The organism is Brevundimonas diminuta ATCC 11568 (assembly GCF_000204035.1).
GTDB classification, from domain to species: domain Bacteria; phylum Pseudomonadota; class Alphaproteobacteria; order Caulobacterales; family Caulobacteraceae; genus Brevundimonas; species Brevundimonas diminuta.
This window is the reverse complement of sequence record NZ_GL883086.1, coordinates 1,214,330-1,231,760: the sequence shown is the minus strand read 5'-3', so window position 1 is coordinate 1,231,760 and position 17,431 is coordinate 1,214,330. Positions and strand designations below refer to the sequence as shown.

The 17,431-nt window shown below is 68.5% G+C and carries 17 protein-coding genes; 9 read left to right on the top strand and 8 right to left on the bottom strand.

Annotation, left to right across the window (positions count from 1 at the left end; translation table 11 throughout):
• The 9 genes from BDIM_RS09865 to BDIM_RS09825 form a co-directional block, all read left to right on the top strand.
• Nucleotides 1-1,233, top strand: a 1,233-nt coding sequence (locus tag BDIM_RS09865) for a purple acid phosphatase family protein (RefSeq protein WP_155818701.1), incomplete at its 5' end; no start/stop codon positions are given.
• A gap of 101 nt (nucleotides 1,234-1,334) precedes the next feature.
• Nucleotides 1,335-2,279 (top strand): ACP S-malonyltransferase, encoded by a 945-nt coding sequence (fabD, locus tag BDIM_RS09860; protein ID WP_003165442.1) that lies wholly within the window; start codon nucleotides 1,335-1,337, stop codon nucleotides 2,277-2,279.
• A gap of 176 nt (nucleotides 2,280-2,455) precedes the next feature.
• Complete coding sequence (gene fabG, locus BDIM_RS09855; protein WP_003165441.1) at nucleotides 2,456-3,196, top strand: 3-oxoacyl-[acyl-carrier-protein] reductase; 741 nt, start codon at nucleotides 2,456-2,458, stop codon at nucleotides 3,194-3,196.
• Nucleotides 3,197-3,382: 186 nt separating this feature from the next.
• Nucleotides 3,383-3,622: an acyl carrier protein gene (locus BDIM_RS09850; protein ID WP_003165440.1), complete on the top strand. Its 240-nt coding sequence runs from the start codon at nucleotides 3,383-3,385 to the stop codon at nucleotides 3,620-3,622.
• A gap of 118 nt (nucleotides 3,623-3,740) precedes the next feature.
• Nucleotides 3,741-5,021, top strand: a complete 1,281-nt coding sequence (gene fabF, locus BDIM_RS09845; RefSeq protein ID WP_040345662.1) for a beta-ketoacyl-ACP synthase II — start codon at nucleotides 3,741-3,743, stop codon at nucleotides 5,019-5,021.
• Nucleotide 5,022: 1 nt separating this feature from the next.
• Nucleotides 5,023-6,216, top strand: a complete 1,194-nt coding sequence (gene mltG / locus BDIM_RS09840; protein WP_003165439.1) for an endolytic transglycosylase MltG — start codon at nucleotides 5,023-5,025, stop codon at nucleotides 6,214-6,216.
• Nucleotides 6,213-7,109, top strand: coding sequence for a YicC/YloC family endoribonuclease (locus BDIM_RS09835; protein WP_003165438.1), 897 nt, complete (start codon nucleotides 6,213-6,215; stop codon nucleotides 7,107-7,109). Before mltG ends, BDIM_RS09835 begins: the two co-directional genes overlap by 4 nt.
• On the top strand, nucleotides 7,099-7,740 hold the full coding sequence (gene gmk / locus BDIM_RS09830; protein WP_040345659.1) for a guanylate kinase: 642 nt from the start codon (nucleotides 7,099-7,101) through the stop codon (nucleotides 7,738-7,740). The genes BDIM_RS09835 and gmk overlap by 11 nt, the downstream gene beginning before the upstream one ends.
• Nucleotides 7,741-7,745: 5 nt before the next feature.
• Complete coding sequence (locus tag BDIM_RS09825; protein ID WP_003165436.1) at nucleotides 7,746-8,198, top strand: nucleoside deaminase; 453 nt, start codon at nucleotides 7,746-7,748, stop codon at nucleotides 8,196-8,198.
• Here BDIM_RS09825 and BDIM_RS09820 read toward each other — a convergent pair.
• The 8 genes from BDIM_RS09820 to BDIM_RS09785 form a co-directional block, all read right to left on the bottom strand.
• A complete protein-coding gene (locus BDIM_RS09820) occupies nucleotides 8,195-9,235 on the bottom strand; it encodes a L,D-transpeptidase family protein (protein ID WP_003165434.1) in 1,041 nt (346 codons plus the stop codon). The genes BDIM_RS09825 and BDIM_RS09820 overlap by 4 nt on opposite strands.
• Nucleotides 9,236-9,271: 36 nt before the next feature.
• Nucleotides 9,272-10,429, bottom strand: a complete 1,158-nt coding sequence (locus BDIM_RS09815) for a pyridoxal phosphate-dependent aminotransferase (RefSeq protein ID WP_003165433.1) — start codon at nucleotides 10,427-10,429, stop codon at nucleotides 9,272-9,274.
• The gene (gene rsmA / locus BDIM_RS09810) at nucleotides 10,426-11,232 is read right to left on the bottom strand and encodes a 16S rRNA (adenine(1518)-N(6)/adenine(1519)-N(6))-dimethyltransferase RsmA (RefSeq protein WP_003165432.1); all 807 of its coding nucleotides are present in this window, start codon (nucleotides 11,230-11,232) and stop codon (nucleotides 10,426-10,428) included. The genes BDIM_RS09815 and rsmA overlap by 4 nt, the downstream gene beginning before the upstream one ends.
• Nucleotides 11,229-11,642 (bottom strand): endonuclease domain-containing protein, encoded by a 414-nt coding sequence (locus BDIM_RS09805; RefSeq protein ID WP_003165431.1) that lies wholly within the window; start codon nucleotides 11,640-11,642, stop codon nucleotides 11,229-11,231. The genes rsmA and BDIM_RS09805 overlap by 4 nt, the downstream gene beginning before the upstream one ends.
• 61 nt (nucleotides 11,643-11,703) lie before the next feature.
• On the bottom strand, nucleotides 11,704-12,723 hold the full coding sequence (gene pdxA, locus BDIM_RS09800) for a 4-hydroxythreonine-4-phosphate dehydrogenase PdxA (protein WP_003165430.1): 1,020 nt from the start codon (nucleotides 12,721-12,723) through the stop codon (nucleotides 11,704-11,706).
• Entirely contained in the window at nucleotides 12,720-14,084 is a 1,365-nt protein-coding gene (locus BDIM_RS09795; protein WP_244911840.1) for a peptidylprolyl isomerase, read from the bottom strand. The genes pdxA and BDIM_RS09795 overlap by 4 nt, the downstream gene beginning before the upstream one ends.
• A 111-nt stretch (nucleotides 14,085-14,195) precedes the next feature.
• The gene (locus BDIM_RS09790) at nucleotides 14,196-16,679 is read right to left on the bottom strand and encodes an LPS-assembly protein LptD (RefSeq protein WP_040345655.1); all 2,484 of its coding nucleotides are present in this window, start codon (nucleotides 16,677-16,679) and stop codon (nucleotides 14,196-14,198) included.
• 40 nt (nucleotides 16,680-16,719) lie between these two features.
• The coding region (locus tag BDIM_RS09785; protein ID WP_155818698.1) for an LptF/LptG family permease at nucleotides 16,720-17,431 on the bottom strand (712 nt) is incomplete at its 5' end.

Sequence of the window (17,431 nt, the reverse complement as noted above, 5' to 3'; positions counted from 1 at the left end):
GCCTGGCGCACCGATGCGCGCCAGACCGCCGCCGAGGCCCAGATCGCCGAGGAGATCGACGGCCCCCTGCTGGGCTTCGCCGCCCGCACCGTGGCCGGGACCACGGCGCCGATCGAGAACGAGAACGGCCGCGCCTTCTATCATCAGGCGCGCTTTGACGGGCTGAAGCCGGACACGCGCTATGTCTATCGCGTGCGCGCCGCCGACGGCTGGAGCGAGTGGCTGCCGTTCCGCACGGCGAAGGCCGAGTTCGCGCCCTTCCGCTTCATCTATCTGGGCGACACGCAGAACGACATTCTGGAGATCGGCTCGCGCGTGATCCGCTCGGCCTTCAAGGAGGCGGGACCGGCGGCCCTGGTCGTCCATGCGGGCGATCTGGTGGCCCAGCGGGAGGTCAAGGTTCACGACGACGAGTGGGGCGAATGGACCGAGGCCGGCGGCCGCGCCTTCGCCATGACGCCGCAACTGCCCGCCAGCGGCAACCACGAATACGTCGATCATATCCTGCCCAACGGCGAGGAATCGCGCGTCCTGGGCCCGCACTGGCCGCTGCAGTTCGCCCTGCCGGACAACGGCGCCGAGGGGGCCAAGGCGACCAGTTACTACGTGGACTATCAGGGCGTGCGCTTCATCGTGCTGGACGGCACGGCGGCCATCGACCTGGGCGCCGGGGAAAGCCAGACGCGCTGGCTGGACAAGGTGCTGGCCGAAAGCCCGGCGCGCTGGAACGTCGCCCTGTTCCACCAGCCGATCTACACCTGCGCCCGGCCCGAAGACACCGAGGAGCTGAAGGCCGCCTGGAAGCCGATCTTCGACGCCCGCAACATCGATCTGGTGCTGCAGGGGCACGACCACTGCTACGGCCGCGTCTCCAACCCGGCCGGGGCCGAGGCGTCGCGCGCCGACAGCGCGGCGGGCCGGCCGCAGGGGCCGGTCTATGTCGTCTCCGTCGCCGGCTCCAAGATGTACGGGCTGAACGACCGGGCGGACACGCAGCCCGTGCGCGCGGCCGAGAACACCGAACTGTATCAGCTGATTGACGTCGAGGCGGACCGCCTGTCGTTCCGCGCCTTTACGGCGACGGGCGGGCTGTACGACGCCTTCACGCTGGAGCGGCAGGCGGACGGCACGAAACGGCTGGTCGAGACCCAGGACACCCTGCTGGCTCTGCGTCGTTGCGACGGCGCAGCGGGGCCGGACGACCGCCCCTGCACGGCGGAAATCAAGGACTGAGGACGGGCGCGAGGCCTGTCCGCTGTCGCGTTCTTCTTGCCGTAGGGGAGGGATTCGCCTACCCCTCGCGGCTTGATTCAACGGATGACGGACGATCCCGGATGAGCCTCGCGCTTCTCTTTCCCGGTCAGGGCAGCCAGTCGGTCGGCATGGGCGTCGCCCTGTCGGAGGCCTTCGCCAGCGCGCGCGAGGTCTTCGCCGAGGTGGACGACGCCCTGAACCAGAAGCTGTTCGAGCTGATGCGCGAAGGGCCGGAAGATCAACTGACCCTGACCGAGAACGCCCAGCCGGCCCTGATGGCCGTGTCGGTCGCCACGGCGCGGGTGCTGAAGGTCGAGTTCGGCGTCGACGTGGCGCGCGCCGCCTTCGTCGCCGGTCACTCGCTGGGCGAATATTCGGCCCTGGCGGCGGCGGGCGCGATCAGCCTGTCGGACACCGCGCGCCTGCTGAAGCTGCGCGGTCAGGCCATGCAGCGCGCCGTGCCGGTGGGGAAGGGCGCGATGGCCTCGCTGATCGGCCCCAAGACCGATCTGGCGCTGGCTGAAGAGGCGGCCAAGGCCGGTTCGGCGGCGGGCGTCTGCGTCGTCGCCAACGACAACAACAAGGGCAACGTCGTCATCTCCGGCGACAAGGCCGCCGTGGATCTGGCCATCGAAAAGGCCAAGGAACTGGGCGCGCGCGCCATTCCGCTGAACGTCTCGGCGCCCTTCCACTGCCCGCTGATGCAGCCGGCTGCCGATGAGATGGCCGCCGCTCTGGCGGACGCCAAGATCATCGCGCCCGTCGTGCCGGTGGTCGCCAACGTCACCGCCCGCCCGGAAACCGACGCCGAGGTCATTCGTCGCCTGCTGGTCGAGCAGGTCACGGGCCGCGTGCGCTGGCGCGAGAGCATGGAGTGGATGGCGAGCGAAGGCGGCGTGACCCGCTTCGTCGAGGTCGGCTCGGGCAAGGTGCTGACCGGCATGGCCAAGCGCATCGCCCCCGACGCCGAGGCCCTGGCGCTGAACACGGCCGAGGAGCTGGAAGCGTTCGCGAAAAGCCTTTGATCCTTCTCCCCTTGCGGGAGAAGGTGGCTGGGGCAGCCAGACGGATGAGGGGTTTCGCGGACGGGTCCGACAGAGCCTCTCAAGATTGAAAACACGGCAGGGGTCGGCACGACCCCTCATCCGGCCCTGACGGGCCACCTTCTCCCGCAAGGGGAGAAGGAAGAGGAGAGACAGAGATGTTCAACCTTACCGGCAAGACCGCCCTCGTGACCGGCGCCACCGGCGGCATCGGCGGGGCCATCGCCCGCGCCCTGCACGCGCAAGGGGCCACTGTCGTCCTGTCCGGCACGCGCGAAGCCGTGCTGGCCGATCTGGCCAAGGAGCTGGGCGAGCGGGCCCACTTCGCCACCGCCAACCTGTCGGACCCGGAATCGGTCGACAATCTGGTGAACGCGGCCGAGACGGCGGCGGGCGCGCCGCTGGACATCCTGGTCGCCAACGCGGGCATCACCAAGGACGGCCTGCTGATGCGGATGAAGGACGAGGACTTCCAGTCGGTCATCCAGATCAACCTGGAAAGCTATTTCCGCCTGACCCGCGCGGCGGTGAAGGGGATGATGAAGCGCCGTTCGGGCCGCATCATCGGCATCACCTCGGTGGTCGGCGTCACCGGCAACCCCGGCCAGACCAACTATTCCGCCTCCAAGGCCGGGATGATCGGCTTCTCCAAGTCGCTGGCCCAGGAAGTCGGTTCGCGCGGGATCACGGTCAACTGCATCGCGCCGGGCTTCATCGCCTCGCCGATGACCGACGTGCTGAACGATCAGCAGCGCGAGGCCATCCTGTCGAAGATTCCGGCCGGACGTCTGGGCGTCGGCGACGAAATCGCCTCGGCCGCCGTCTATCTGTCGTCGGATGAAGCGGCGTACGTCACCGGCCAGACGCTGCACGTCAACGGCGGCATGGCGATGATCTGAACCCATTGCGCGGCGCCATCACGACGCGCAACAGACTATTTCCACGCCGTCACCCTGTGCTAAAGGGCTCGGACGTCTTTCGGGGGTGAGTCTCATTGAGGCTTGATCCCGGCAGGCAGCCGTGACACGGCGAAGCAACCCAAGACCCGCCATCACGGCGATTTCAAACAGGCAAGAGAGACACTCATGTCCGACACCCTCGAACGCGTCCGCAAGATCGTGATCGACCACCTGGACGCCGATCCGGACAAGGTCACCGAGAAGGCTTCCTTCATCGACGACCTGGGCGCCGACTCGCTCGACAACGTCGAACTGGTCATGGCCTTCGAAGAAGAATTCGACGTCGAAATCCCGGATGACGCCGCCGAGCACATCCAGACCGTCGGCGACGCGGTGAAGTTCATCGACGAGAAGCTGGCCGCCTGATCCGGCTGCGATTCGTCGCACTTACCAGCTGATGGCCGCCGTGACGGACCCCTAGCGGGACCGTCCGGCGGCCATTAGTGTTTCTGGCTACGATTCTGACCAAGAAGGAGCGCGAACCATGCGCCGCGTCGTCATCACGGGCCTTGGCCTGGTCACGCCTCTGGGCACGGGCGTCGAGCACGTCTGGAAGGGCATTCTGGACGGTCGTTCGGGCATCCGTCCGATCACCGCCTTCGACACCGAAGGCTACGGCTGCACCATCGCGGGCGAAGTCCCCAGCGTCGACGGACGCGGCGGCGGCGAAGCCGGTCAGCCTGGCGTCTTCGATCCCGATCAGGTGATGTCGGCCAAGGACCGCAAGCGCGTCGACGACTTCATCCTGTACGCCATCGCGGCGGCGGACGAGGCGCTGGCGGACGCGGACTGGAAGCCGGAATCGGAAGACGACAAGGAAGCGACCGGCGTCATGGTCGGCTCCGGCATCGGGGGTCTGGGCCCCATCGCCGACACGGCCATCGTGCTGAAGGAACAGGGCGTTCGTCGCGTCAGCCCCTTCTTCATTCCCTCGGCCCTGATCAACCTGGCCTCGGGCCAGATCTCGATCCGCCACGGCCTGAAGGGCCCGAACCACTCGGTCGTCACCGCCTGCGCCACCGGCGCCCACGCCATCGGCGATGCGGCCCGGATGATCGCCCTGGGCGACGCCGACGTCATGGTGGCGGGCGGCGCCGAAAGCTCGGTCGTGCCGATCGGCATCGCGGGCTTCCTGGCCTGCAAGGCGCTGTGCACCGCCTATAACGACACGCCGGAGAAGGCCTCGCGCCCCTATGACCGCGGCCATGCGGGCTTCGTCATGGGCGAGGGCGCCGGGATCATGGTGCTGGAAGAGTACGAACACGCCAAGGCGCGTGGGGCCAAGATCTACGCCGAGGTCGTCGGCTACGGCATGAGCGGCGACGCCTATCACATCACCGCCCCGTCGGAAGACGGCGACGGCGGCCTGCGGGCCATGAAGGCGGCGCTGAAACGCGCCGGGATGCAGCCGTCGGACCTCGACTACGTCAACACCCACGGCACCTCGACCATGGCCGACTGGATCGAGCTGAAGGCGGTCGAGCGTCTGGTCGGCGATCACGCCAAGGATCTAGCCGTGTCGTCCACCAAGTCGATGACGGGACACCTGCTGGGCGCCGCCGGGGCGATCGAGAGCATCTTCTCGGTCCTGGCCATCCGCGACCAGATGGCGCCGCCGACCATCAATCTGGACGACCCGGAAATGGAGACGCCGATCGACCTGATCCCGCACAAGGGCAAGGCCAAGAAGATCGACGTCGCCATGTCCAACAGCTTCGGCTTCGGCGGCACCAATGCGGCCGTGATCTTCAAGAAGGTCGACTGACTTGGCCAAGGCTCCGCCCCCCCGCACCCCCAAGGTTCGCATTCCCAAGTCGCGCGTTCCGAAAAAGGGCGGCGGGGGCGGAGGCTCTCGTTTCGGCCTCGGCGTCGGTCTGATCACCGCCGCCGGGACGTTGGGCCTGTTTCTGGTCGCGGCTCTGGTGGCGTTCTGGGCCATCTACTGGGGGCCGGGGCCGAAGGCGGCGGAAGGGGAGGCGACCATCGTCACCCTGCCGTCCGGGGCGGGTGTTCCGGCCATCGCGGCCAATCTGAAATCGGCGGGGGTGATCCGCTCCACCGACCTGTTCCGGGCTGCGATCAGCCTGACGGGCGCCGACCGCAAGATCCGCGCGGGCGAATATGAGGTGCCGTCGGGCGCCTCTCTGGCGACGGTGGTGGGCCTGCTGGTCGACGGCAAGGCGGTGCGCCACTACGTGACCCTGCCCGAGGGCTGGTCCAGCGCCCAGGCGGTCGACATCCTGATGAAGCAGCCGGTTCTGACCGGCGAGGTCGAGGTTCCGCCCGAGGGCAGCCTGTGGCCCGAAACCTATGAGGTCACGCGCGGCGAGACCCGCGCCGCCGTCGTCGCTCGGATGCAGCGCGCCGCCAAGACCAAGCTGGAGACCCTGTGGGCCGCCCGCTCGCCCTCCACGGTAGTCACGACGCCGGAAGAGGCGGTCATCCTGGCCTCCATCGTCGAGAAGGAGACGGGCATCGCTTCCGAACGGCCCGAAGTGGCGGCCGTCTTCACCAACCGCCTGCGGCTGGGGATGCGGTTAGAGAGCGACCCGACCATCGTCTACGGCGTGACCAAGGGGCGGCCGCTGGGGCGCGGCATCCTGCTATCCGAGCTGCGCAATCCGACGCCCTGGAACACCTATCTGATCGACGGCCTGCCGCCGACGCCCATCGCCAATCCGGGCGAGGAGGCGATCAAGGCCGTGCTGAACCCGCCGCGTTCGGAATACGTCTTCTTCGTCGCCGACGGCACGGGCGGCCACGTCTTCGCCCGCACCTATCAGGAGCATCTGCTGAACGTGGCCCGCTGGCGCGAGATCGAACGCCGCAAGGCCGGTCTGGCGGCGGGAGAGAGCGCGCCTGAGACCTCGCCGGCGCCGATGACGGACGAGGCCGCGTCGCCTCTCGCCATTCCGCCGGGCGCCAAGGTCATTCGCGTGCCGACGGAGGCCGGACGATGAGTCAGATTTCAGGCCAAATCTCGGGCATGACCGGCTTTGGCCGGGCCGATGGGGCGCTGGACGGCTGGACCTGGACGGTCGAGGCGCGCTCGGTCAACGGCCGGACGCTGGAGACGCGCTTTCGCGGGCCCGGCGGCTTCGACAATCTGGAACGCCTGGCCAAGGCGGCGGCTCAGGCGCGCCTGAACCGGGGGCAGGTGACGCTGGGCCTTCAGGCCAAACGCGCCGAGGGGACGGAGCCCGCGCCGCGCGTCAATGAGGCGGTGCTGGCGACCTATCTGCGGCTGGCGAACCAGTTGGCGGAGGAGGGGGCGACCCCGCCCTCGGCCGACGGCCTGCTTGCCCTGCGCGGCGTTATCGAGGTCGCGGAAGAGGACGAGGACGCCGAGGCTCGCGCCGCCCTTGAGGCCGCCATGGCCGCCACGGTCGAACAGGCGCTGGACGCGCTGAAGGCCTCGCGTCAGCGCGAGGGCGAGCAACTGACGCCCGTCATTCATGACTTCGTCGGGACCATCGAGGCTCTGGTCGCCCGCGCTGAGCTTGAGGCGTCGGCGCAGGTCGAGGCCATCCGCGAACGCTTTACTCGTCGCATCAGCGAACTGGCGCCCGACGCGCCGGGGCTGGACGAGCGCGTTTTCCTTGAGGGGACGGCGTTGGCGACCAAGGCCGACGTGCGCGAGGAGCTGGACCGGCTGACGGCCCACGTCGCCTCGGCTCGCGCACTGTTGCAGCAACCCCCCGCCGGTCGAAAACTCGACTTCCTGATGCAGGAATTCATGCGCGAGGCGAACACCCTCTGTTCGAAATCCGCTACGACCGCGCTCACCGGAATCGGCCTGGAGTTGAAGGCCGTCGTCGAGCAGCTTCGAGAACAAGTTCAGAATGTCGAATAACCGCACTCCCCGCCGTGGCGTCCTGCTGATCGTGGCCAGTCCGTCGGGGGCCGGAAAGACCTCGCTGTGCCGCCGCCTGATGGCCGACCACAAGGGGCTGGAGCTGTCGGTCTCCATGACCACCCGCGACATCCGTCCGGGCGAGGTGGACGGGCGCGACTACAACTTCGTCAGCAAGGAGCAATTCCAGCGCCTGGTCGACGCCGACGCCTTCCTGGAATGGGCCGACGTGCACGGGAACCGCTACGGCAGTCCGGCGGCCCCGGTCGAGCGGGCGCTGGCGGAAGGCCGCGACGTCCTGTTCGACATCGACTGGCAGGGCGCCCGCGACGTGGCCGCCAAATGCCCCGGCGACGCCGTGCGGGTCTTCATCCTGCCGCCCAGCCTTGAGGAGCTTCGCCGCCGTCTGGTGACGCGCTCGCAGGACGCCGAGGACGTGATCGAGCGCCGCGTCGCCAACGCCAAGGGCGAGATCGAGCACTGCGACGACTTCGACTATGTGCTGGTCAATGAGGACTTTGACCGGTCCTACGCCGAACTGGCCCACATCTATCACGCCGAGCGCAGCCGCCGTCACCGCAACCTGTGGGTCGACGGTTACAAGCAGGCCCTGCTGAAGGAAGTGGTCTGACGCCCGTGACCGAGGACGAGCACCGCCGCTGGCTGACTCAGGCTGTCGATCTGGCGCTGGAGAACGTCAGGGCGGGCGGTCGGCCGTTCGGGGCGGTGCTGGTCAAGGACGGCGCCCTGATCGCCAGCGGCGTCAACCGGATGCTGGCGACCAACGATCCCAGCTCTCATGCCGAGATGGAGGCCCTGCGTCAGGCGGGGCCGGCGCTGGGCGGCGTCGATCTGTCGGGTGCTGTGCTCTACGCCAGCGGGCACCCGTGCCCCATGTGTCTGGCGGCGGCGGTGATGACGCGGGTCAGCGCCGTCTACTACGCCTTCAGCAATGCGGACGCAGAGCCTTACGGCTTCTCCAGCGCGGCGACCTATCAGGCGCTGGGCGTGACGCTGGACCCGCCGCCGCTGCCGCTGACGCAACTGGACGCGCCCGGTCGGACGGCGGCTGATCTCTACGGCGACTAGCGGAAGGTCACGCGCACGCCCGGCTTGACCTTGGAGGCCAGTTGCTCGGCGTCCCAGTTGGTCAGGCGCACGCAGCCGCTGGAAAAGGTCTTGCCGACCTTGGACGGGTCCGGCGTGCCGTGGATGCCGTAGGTGTCGCGCGACAGGTCGATCCATACCGAGCCGACCGGATTGTTGGGCCCCGGCGGCACGATGACCTTGCGGTCGCCCCGGTCATAGCTGACCCGATCCGGGTCATAGGTGTAGTTGGGCTCGGGCGCGACGCCGACGACGCTCAGCTCGCCCGACGGCGCCGGGCGCGCCGAACTGCCGATGGTGGCCGGATAGAAGGCCAGCAGCTTGTCCGCCGCGTCATAGACCCGCACCGACCGCTCGGCCTTGTCCACGACGATGTGGGCCACGTCGTCCGTCAGCTCGGTCTGGGCCACGGCGGCGACGACGATGGTCTGGCCCGCCTTGCCGAAGTCGACGCCGGGGTTGAGCGCCTGCAGCAGGCCCTCGGTCATGTGGAACTTCTCGGCCAGCATCTCCAGCGGCGTGGCGTAGCCGACGGTCTGGAGCTTGGCCATTTCGGTCAGATCGGCCGGAACCTGGCCGATGAAGGGGCCCGCCAGGTCAGCGGCGGCGATCGTATAGTCGGTCAGGACGCGGCCGTCGTCGCCGGCGGTCAGGCGACGGAACACCTCTGCGTCCAGCACCCCGTCCTGAGGCAGACCGGCGGCCTTTTCGAAGGCGGCGATGGCCTGGCGGGTGTTGTCGCCGCCCAGGCCGTCGATCACGCCTGGTGAGAAGTTGGCGCGGTCCAGCAGGATCTGGGCGCGCGCCGTCGCCGCGTCGGGCCGCGCGGGTTGACCCTCGACGGGGGCGACGACGGTCTCAAATACGGCGGCCTCGACCGCCTCGCGATTTAGAGCAGAGGCGGCGGTTTCGGCGACCGGGGCCTGTTCGGGCCTCGGCGTCTCAGCGGGCGATCCGCAGGCCGCGAGCACGGCCAGGGTGAAGGGCAGGACTGAGACGGCGAGACGCGATTTCGACATGAAAGCTCCGAAGGTTCCGGGGCTTGTCGAACGCGCCTAGGCTGTCCGCTGTTCCTGCATTTCCTCGGTGCGGGCGGCGAAGAAGGTCTTCATGCGGGCCAGGGCGTCCTCGATCTCGGGCGTCGAGACGGCGAAGCTGAAGCGGATGAAGCGGTGGCCGTTCACGGGGTCGAAGTCGACGCCCGGCGCCGTGGCCACGCCCGTCTCGCGCACCAGCTTCTCGCAGAAGGCCATGCTGTCGTTCGTCAGGTGGCCGATGTCGGCATAGATGTAGAAGGCGCCGTCCGGCGGGGCGATCGAGCGCAGGCCCATGGCGGGCAGGGCTTCCAGCATCCGCTCGCGGTTGGCGCGATAGACGTCGATGTTGGCTTCCAGCTCTTCTTCGCAGTCCATGGCGGCCAGGCCGGCGAACTGGCTGAGCGTCGGCGGCGTCAGGAACATGTTGCCCATGCGCGCGCGGGCCTGCTGGACCTCTTCTTCCGGCAGGATCAGCCAGCCCAGACGCCAGCCCGCCATGCTCCAGTATTTGGAGAAGCTGTTGACGATCATGGCCTTGTCGTCGAACTGCAGCATGCAGGGCGTGTCATGGCCGTAGGTGATGCCGTGATAGATCTCGTCCGAGATGATGCTGATGTTGCGCTCGCGGCAGACCTCGACGATGGCCTTCAGCTCGTCCTCGGCGATGACGGTGCCAGTCGGATTGGCGGGGCTGGCGATGATGACGCCCTGGGGCGCCGGGTCCAGGTCGCGCAGCGCCTTGGCCGTCAGCTGGAAGCGCACGTCGGGGCCGCAGTCGATCTCCTGCGGGACGATGTGCAGGGCCTTCATCGTGTTGCGATAGGCGACATAGCCGGGGCGAGCGATAGCCACGCGGTCGCCGGGAGCAAAGCGCATGTTCAGCGCCACCACCAGGGCGGGAGAGGCGCCGGCGGTCATGATGACGCGCTCGGGATCGATGACGACGCCGTAGCGGTCCTTGTACAGCTTGGCCACGCGGGCGCGCAGGTTGGGGCTTTCCCAATAGCCGCCGGCCTCGGCGTCGACCACGCGGTGGGCCTCGGCGATGGCGCGGCTGGGGGCTCCGGTCGAGGGCTGGCCGAACTCCATATGGATGACCGACTGGCCCTCAGCCTTCATCTCATGGGCGATGCGGCTGATGGCGATGGCGCGGAAGGGTTCGATTTCTACTGTCATGTCAAAGCGTCGGCCAATCTGAGGAAGCCCGCCACGTCGATGGTCTCGGCGCGGGCGTCGGGTTCGATTCCAGCGGCTTCGCACAGGGCGGCGCCGCCAAGTTGTTTCAGGCTGGAGCGCAGCATCTTGCGACGCTGGCCAAAGGCGGCCGCCGTGACCCGTTCCAGCCGCTTCAGGCGGTCGGGGGCGGGGCGCTCGGCCAAGGGTATCAGATGCACCACGGCCGAGGCCACCTTGGGCGGCGGGGTGAAGGCGGCGGCGGGCAGATGCATGACGATGCGCGCTTCGGCCACGGCCTGACTGATGACGGCCAGACGGCCATAGGCGTCCTCGCCCGGCTGGGCCACCACCCGCTCGGCGACTTCCTTCTGGAACATCAGGGTCAGGGCGCACGGCGTCCACGGCCCCGTCAGCCACTTGATCAACAGCGGCGTGCCGACGTTGTAGGGCAGGTTGGAGACGAGGTGCGCCGGTCCCTCGACCAGTTCGGCTTCCTTCACCTTCAGGGCGTCGGCCTCGACGATGGTCAGGCGGCCCGAGCCGTCGTCCAGTTCGGACAGCAGGGGGATGAAGCGCGGATCCTTCTCGACCAGCACCACCTTGCCCGCGTCGCTCTCCAGCAGGGCGCGGGTCAGGCCGCCGGGGCCGGGGCCGACCTCGATGACGGCGCGGCCGTCGAACGGCCCGGCGTAGCGGACGATCTTCCGCGTGACGTTCAGGTCCAGCAGAAAGTGCTGGCCGAAGCTCTTCTTGGCCGACAGGCCGTGGGCGTCGAGCGTTTCACGCAGGGAGGGCAAGGTCATTCGCCCTTCTCCCCTCGGGGGAGAAGGTGGGCGGCGGAGCCGCTCGGATGAGGGGGCTGCAGCCGCATCTGCACGGCGCGTGCGCGGATCGCGCCCAACAGGCCGTTGGGGTCGGACAGAAAGGCTTCATTGCCCGATCTCAGCACCATGAATCCCGCCTGCTCCAGTCTGGCGTCACGTTCAGCATCCTGCGCCTCATGAAGCTTATGGACGCCGCCGTCCAGTTCTACGACGAGTCGAATTTCCGTGCAGACGAAGTCACAGATCACGCCGCCGACGGGCGTCTGGCGACGAAACTTGAGATTATCGAAGCGGCGGTCGCGGACAAGACGCCAAAATATTTCCTCGGCGAGGGTGAGGGTTCGCCGTTGTCGGCGGGCGCGCTTCGTCCTGTCCGGCGTTTGCCACATGGCTGGCCGCCCCCTCATCCGTCAGGCTGCGCCTGCCACCTTCTCCCCCGAGGGGAGAAGGCTATCGGTTGGCGCGGGCGGACGCCATCTCAGAAGCCAGGCGGACGGCGGCGATGAAGCTGTCGGCGCGGGCGACGCCCTTGCCGGCGATGTCAAAGCCGGTGCCGTGGTCGGGCGAGGTGCGGACGATGGGCAGGCCGAGCGTAGCGTTGACCCCGCCCCAGAAGTCCAGCGTTTTCACCGGGATGAGCGCCTGATCGTGATAGAGGCAGACGACAGCGTCGTAGCGCGCCCGTGCTTCCTCGTGGAACAGGGTGTCGGCGGGTACGGGGTCGGTGATGTTCAGCCCCTCGGCGCGCAGGGCCTCGGCGGCGGGGCGCAGCACCGTCACCTCCTGCAGGCCGATGGCGCCGCCTTCGCCCGCGTGGGGGTTCAGGGCGGCCAGGGCCAGGCGCGGGGCGCTGATGCCGAAGTCGCGCTTCATCGATTCGTGGACGACGCGGGCGACGCGGGCGACGCGCTCGCCCGTCACCAGTTCGGGCAGCTGGTCGATCGGCACATGGATGGTGACGAGGCAGGCCCGCAGGTTCTGGGCCGTCAGCATCATCACCGGGCCGCGCGTGCCGCTGAACGGGACGTCGGCGGTCAGTTCGGCGATGAACTCGGTGTGGCCGGGAAAGCGGAAGCCTGAGGCGTACATGGGCGCCTTGGCGATCGGCGCCGTCACCAGGCCGCAGCCTTCGCCCGACAGCACCAGATCGACGCCGCGCTCGATCCAGTCGGCGACGGCGACGGCGTTGGCGGGCTCAGGCTGACCCGCTGTTACGGGGGCGGGCGCCGGATGGTGCAGGACGGGGATGGCGCGGCCGAAGACGCCGGCGGCGTCCGCGGGGCTGAGGACGGCCTCGACCGGCTGGCCCTGCGCCTTCAGAACAGCAGCGTCGCCGACCACGACGAAGGGCACGACCGGCGCCAGGGGGCCGGGCGCGGAGCCCAGCACCGACCAGGCGCGCGCGATGATCTCCGGCCCCACCCCGGCGGGGTCGCCCATCGTGACGATGAGCGGCCGGATCATCGTCATTGCTTGATTTCGATCAGGGCGTCGGCCCGCAGGTCGCGCAGATAGCGGCGGCCCAGCATGGCGTAGTTCTGGTTCTGCAAGCGAGCTTCGACCTGTTGCGCCGAGGGGGCGTCAGGACCGCCCAGGCGGCGATCGCAGACGGCCAGCAGGTGCACGCCCAACGGGGTGCGGACCGCCGTGCTGACCGATCCGACCTCGGCCGAGCGGGCGACCTGCTGGAACTGCGGCAGCAGATCGGCGACGTCGCTCTCGCCCAGATCGGCGCCCAGCAGGCCCGGCTCGGACCGCGCGCGGGTCAGGATGTTGTCGCAGGTCAACTGTCCGCGCAGGGCCTCGAGACGCTGGGTCGCGGCGGCGACCTGGGCCTCATCGGCGTTTTCCGGCAGCTCGACCATGACCTGCTTCATCTTGACCATGCTGGTCGAGGCGCCCGAGCGCTTGTCGCGCATGTAGAGGATGTAGACGCCGCCATCGACGGGGATGGGGTTCGACAGCTGGCCGGCTTCCAGCGTGTCCATGACAGACTGCAGGGCGGGCTGGACCGTGCCCTGAACCACCCAGCCGGCGTCGCCGCCGCGGGCGGCCGAGGGGGCGGCCGAGAACTGGCGCGCCACGGCCATGAAGGGCGCGCCCTGGATCATCTGCTGCACCAGTTGGCGCGCGCCGTTCATGGCCTCCTGCATGCCGCCGACGCGGGCGGCCTCCAGGTAGATTTCACCGATCAGATACTGAGGCTTGGTCGCCGATTCGGTCATTTGGCGCATGGTCTGCTCGATCTGGCTCTTGCCGACGCGGGCGCGGTCGCGAAAACGGCCGCCGACCAGTTCGCGCCAGCCGATCTCGGTGCGCATCTGCTCGCGGAAGGCGGGGATGCTGATCCCGCCCTGTTCCAGGAAATTGATGTAGCTGGCCGGCGTCGTGCCCGCCTGACGGGCCATGTCGGCGATTTCCTGATCGATTTCGGCGTCGCCGATCTTGAGCTGCTCGAACTTGGCCAGTTCGGCGGCCTGAAGGTGCTGGTCGATCAGGTCGTTCAGCGCCTGTTGCTGGATGGCGCCGATGTTTTCTTCGGTCGGCTGGACCTGGGTCATGGCCATCAGAACCAGCATCCGCTGACGCAGGTCGAAGCCGGTGATGATGCGGTCGTTGACCGTCGCGATGATGCCGTCGGACAGGCGGAACTGCGGCGCAGGGGCCGTGCGCTGGGGCGCTTCCTCGGCGGCGGGGTTCAGCGCGCCGGCGGCCGGAGTCTGAGGCGCGGCCGGCGCAGGAGCGGGAGACGCCGGAGTCTGAGCCGAGGAAGGCTCCACGGCCGCCACGACCATAAGGGCGGCCAGGGCGGCTCCCGTAGAGTAACGCATCAAACCCATCGTCAGTCCTGATTCCCTAAAGCGGTCCCGAGCCGGTCGGCGGCGATCGCCACGCCGCAGCGCCGGGGCGCAAGCTCCCCTACGCCGCAATGCGCGCCCTGCCTACCGCATATCATTGCGATCATAGCCTGAAGCCCCAAAAGTGGCGAGGTTAAGACGGATGTAAACGCCTTCCGCCGGGCCGGTCGGCCGGACGCGCGTGTTGTCGCGCCGCCAGCCCAGCTCAATGCGGAAGCAGTCGTCGTCGTACAGCAGGCCGACCTCCGACCGGGTGACGATGTCGCGTTGCATGTCGGCGATCCCCGTCACCGCCACGCCCCAGTTGCCGTAGATGAACTGGTGACCGGAGAGCTGGACGAACTCGTAGTTGCGGTTCTCAGGGCCGTCTAAGGGGTTCGAGCTGTCCACGATGTAGCTTACGCTGGCCAGGTTTCGGCGTCCCCAGCGGCCGTCGACGGTCGCTTCGGCCCGACGAACTTGGCCATTGCCGTCGATGGTGGCGTGGAACCAGCCGCGCATGCGATCCGAGGGATTGAACGACCCCTGAACCACCCAGTCCGACGTCCGGCTGGCCAGACCCGAGGGGTCATAGAGGCGCGTCGGATCGTCCGGGATCGGGGTCAGGTATTCGTCCTGGTCGTCTGCGCGCATGCTGCGGCCGATGAACAGGCTGGCCGAGCGCACCTCGTCCCAGTGCAAGGTCGCGCGCGCGCCCGCCGTGAAGCGCAAGCCGCCCTCCAGCAGGTCGTAGCCGGGGAATCGATCCATGCGGAACAGGGACAGGTGGTCCAGCTCCGTGATCTGGCTGTCCTCGTTCGGAATGCGTCGATCCAGGTCCGCCTTGTTGGAGATCGACAACTGGGCCATCGGCTCCAGGATCAGATCGGACGAGGCGCTGAGGCGGCGGTACAGGGGATAGCTGACGTCGACCCCGGCGCTGGCGCGCGCGCGAGTGTAGGTCTCGTTTTCGACGCCCATGGCGGGCGGCAGGTCGGCCACCGAATAGACGTCGGCGCGCAGGTCGACGAACGGCTCCCAGCGCACGCCGATGGGCGAGATCATCGCGCGGCGCCATTCCGCCTGGCCGGTGACGCGGCGGCTGTCGACGCCGGGCAGGCCGTCGGTCGGGCCGCCGGGAATCAGTTCGGGCGCCAGGGTGGGGAAGCCGACATAGGCGTCGCGGGTCAGGGCGACGGCGGAGCCGCGCAGACGCAGGCGGCCGCCGAAGACGGGGCCTTCCGGCTCCCATCGCGCCTCGATCAGGGGCGCCACCAGCGGCAGGGTGTTGTCGTCCTCGAAGACGTTCAGGGCCGGGGTGACGGGGTCGAACTGCGCCACCCGCAGGCTTTGCATGGTGAAGGCGGCGACCGACAGATAGGAGCGTTGGGTCTGACGCTCGGCGTAGATCTGGCTGATCAGACGGCGGCTGTCGCCGTAATACAGGCCGTTGTCCTGATAGGCGTCGCGCACGTCATAGCGGTCGAACAGCGTCTTGTCCGAGACGCGCTCGGCCGTGAAGCCCCAGCGCCACGGGCCGTCAGGGTCGAAGGCGCCGTGTGCCAGCAGATAGCTGCGCGCAGTCTTGTCGCCGAAGCGGACGTTGCTCTCCGCGTCGCCGTCGCCGTCCAGGTCGAAGTCGCCGAAGCTGCGGCCGTAGGTGGCGCCGCCGCGCGCCACGATCATGCCGTCCGTGAATCGCTTGCGCCATTGCAGGTTCAGCAGAGGCTCGACCCTGGTGTTGAACTGCGGGCTGATCAGAACGTCCTCGGACGGCGAGATGACGTGCAGATAGGGAAGTTCGAGCGAGACGCCCCGTCCGGCCTGATAGTCGCCCCAGGGGACCAGAAAACCCGACGCCCGATCTACGCTGGGGTCGGGGTGCGAGAAGGCGGGCAGGTAGAAAATCGGCACGCCGCCCAGGCGGAACACCACGTCGCGATACAGGATCGCGCGCAGCTCTTCGTTCTGCACCGCCTTGGAGGCCTGGATGGAGACGCTGGGCGTCTTGGCCGCGCCGTCCACGGTGCAGATGGGGCAGGGGGTGAAGATGACGTTGTTCAGCTCGCTGACCGTTTCGGAACGGCGCACGGCGGTGGCGGCCATCAGGCTGGAGCCGTTCGACAGGCGCGTGGCCAGGTCGACGGCCACGCCCGTCTTGAAATCAGAATCCAGTTCGATGCGTTCGGCGTGAACGACCGAGCCGTCCGGCGCTGTCAGTTCAGCGTCGCCCGAGGCCGTGGCGACCTGGCTTTGCAGGTCATAGGTGACGTCCTTGGCGCGCAGGCTGTGGTCCTGGAAACGCGCCATGACCCGATCCTCGGCCGAACCCTGGGCCGAGACGAGGTCGCCCTCGCGTTGGGCGGAATCGGCGTCCATGTAGACGGCGTCGGGCGTCAGACCGTCTGCGCCCGGCGTCTGAGCGGCCGTTTGCGGCGCCGCCTGAACGGCGGGGGCCGGAGCCGGCGCCTGGGCCTGGGCGGCGTAGGCCAGTCCTGGCGCAGACAGGGGCGCGCCTATGACCAACGCCGCGCCGGTTAACAGCCGAAGGCGCAGGGCTCCCATGCGGGGGAGACGGCGATGGGTCATGCGGTGTCCACTCATTACCGGCCGGGCGGAAACCGCTCGATTAGCCGTCTTCGGTATAGAACAGCAAGGTAAAGGCGGCGAGAGCAGTCAATATAGGCGGCAGCCAGGCGGCGATGATCGGCGGCACGACCTCGGCCGAACCCATTGCTGAGGAGAACTGATTGAGGAAGAAGAAGGCGAAGCCCAGCACTACGGCCGCCACCGTCATCCGCGCCAGATCGCCCAGACGCATCAGCCGCAGCGAGAAGGCCGCCGCCAGAATGGACATGGCGCCGAAGATCAGCGGCGTGGCCAGAAGCTGTTGCAGCCGCAGCTGGTAAGCGGTCGAGGCGAAGCCGGCGTCCTCGATCCTGCGAATCTGATTGGGCAGGGACCAGAAGGGCGTCGACTGCGGCCTGGCGAAGCGCTGGAAGGCCTCTTCGTCGGCCAGGTTGGACGGCAGGTCCAAGGTGGCGTAGCGCACCGCCCGCTGGCCCGTCTGCGCGCCCGAGGCGTCGGTCAGGCGCCAGCGCCCGGCGTTGAGGGTCGCCGTGGCGGCGTCCACCCGCTCGGTGAAGACGCGACGGCCGCTTGAAGTCGTGGTGTAGATGAAGAAGGTCGCGTCTAGCAGTCGCCCGCTGGCCTGCTCCTGGCGGCCTCCGCGAATGATCATCTGACGGTTGGCGTCGCCTTCGCGCAGCCAGACCGCCTGGCCCGATTCGCTGCCGGGAACCGAGCCGGAGATGCGCGCGCGCTCGCGCTGGCCAGACGGC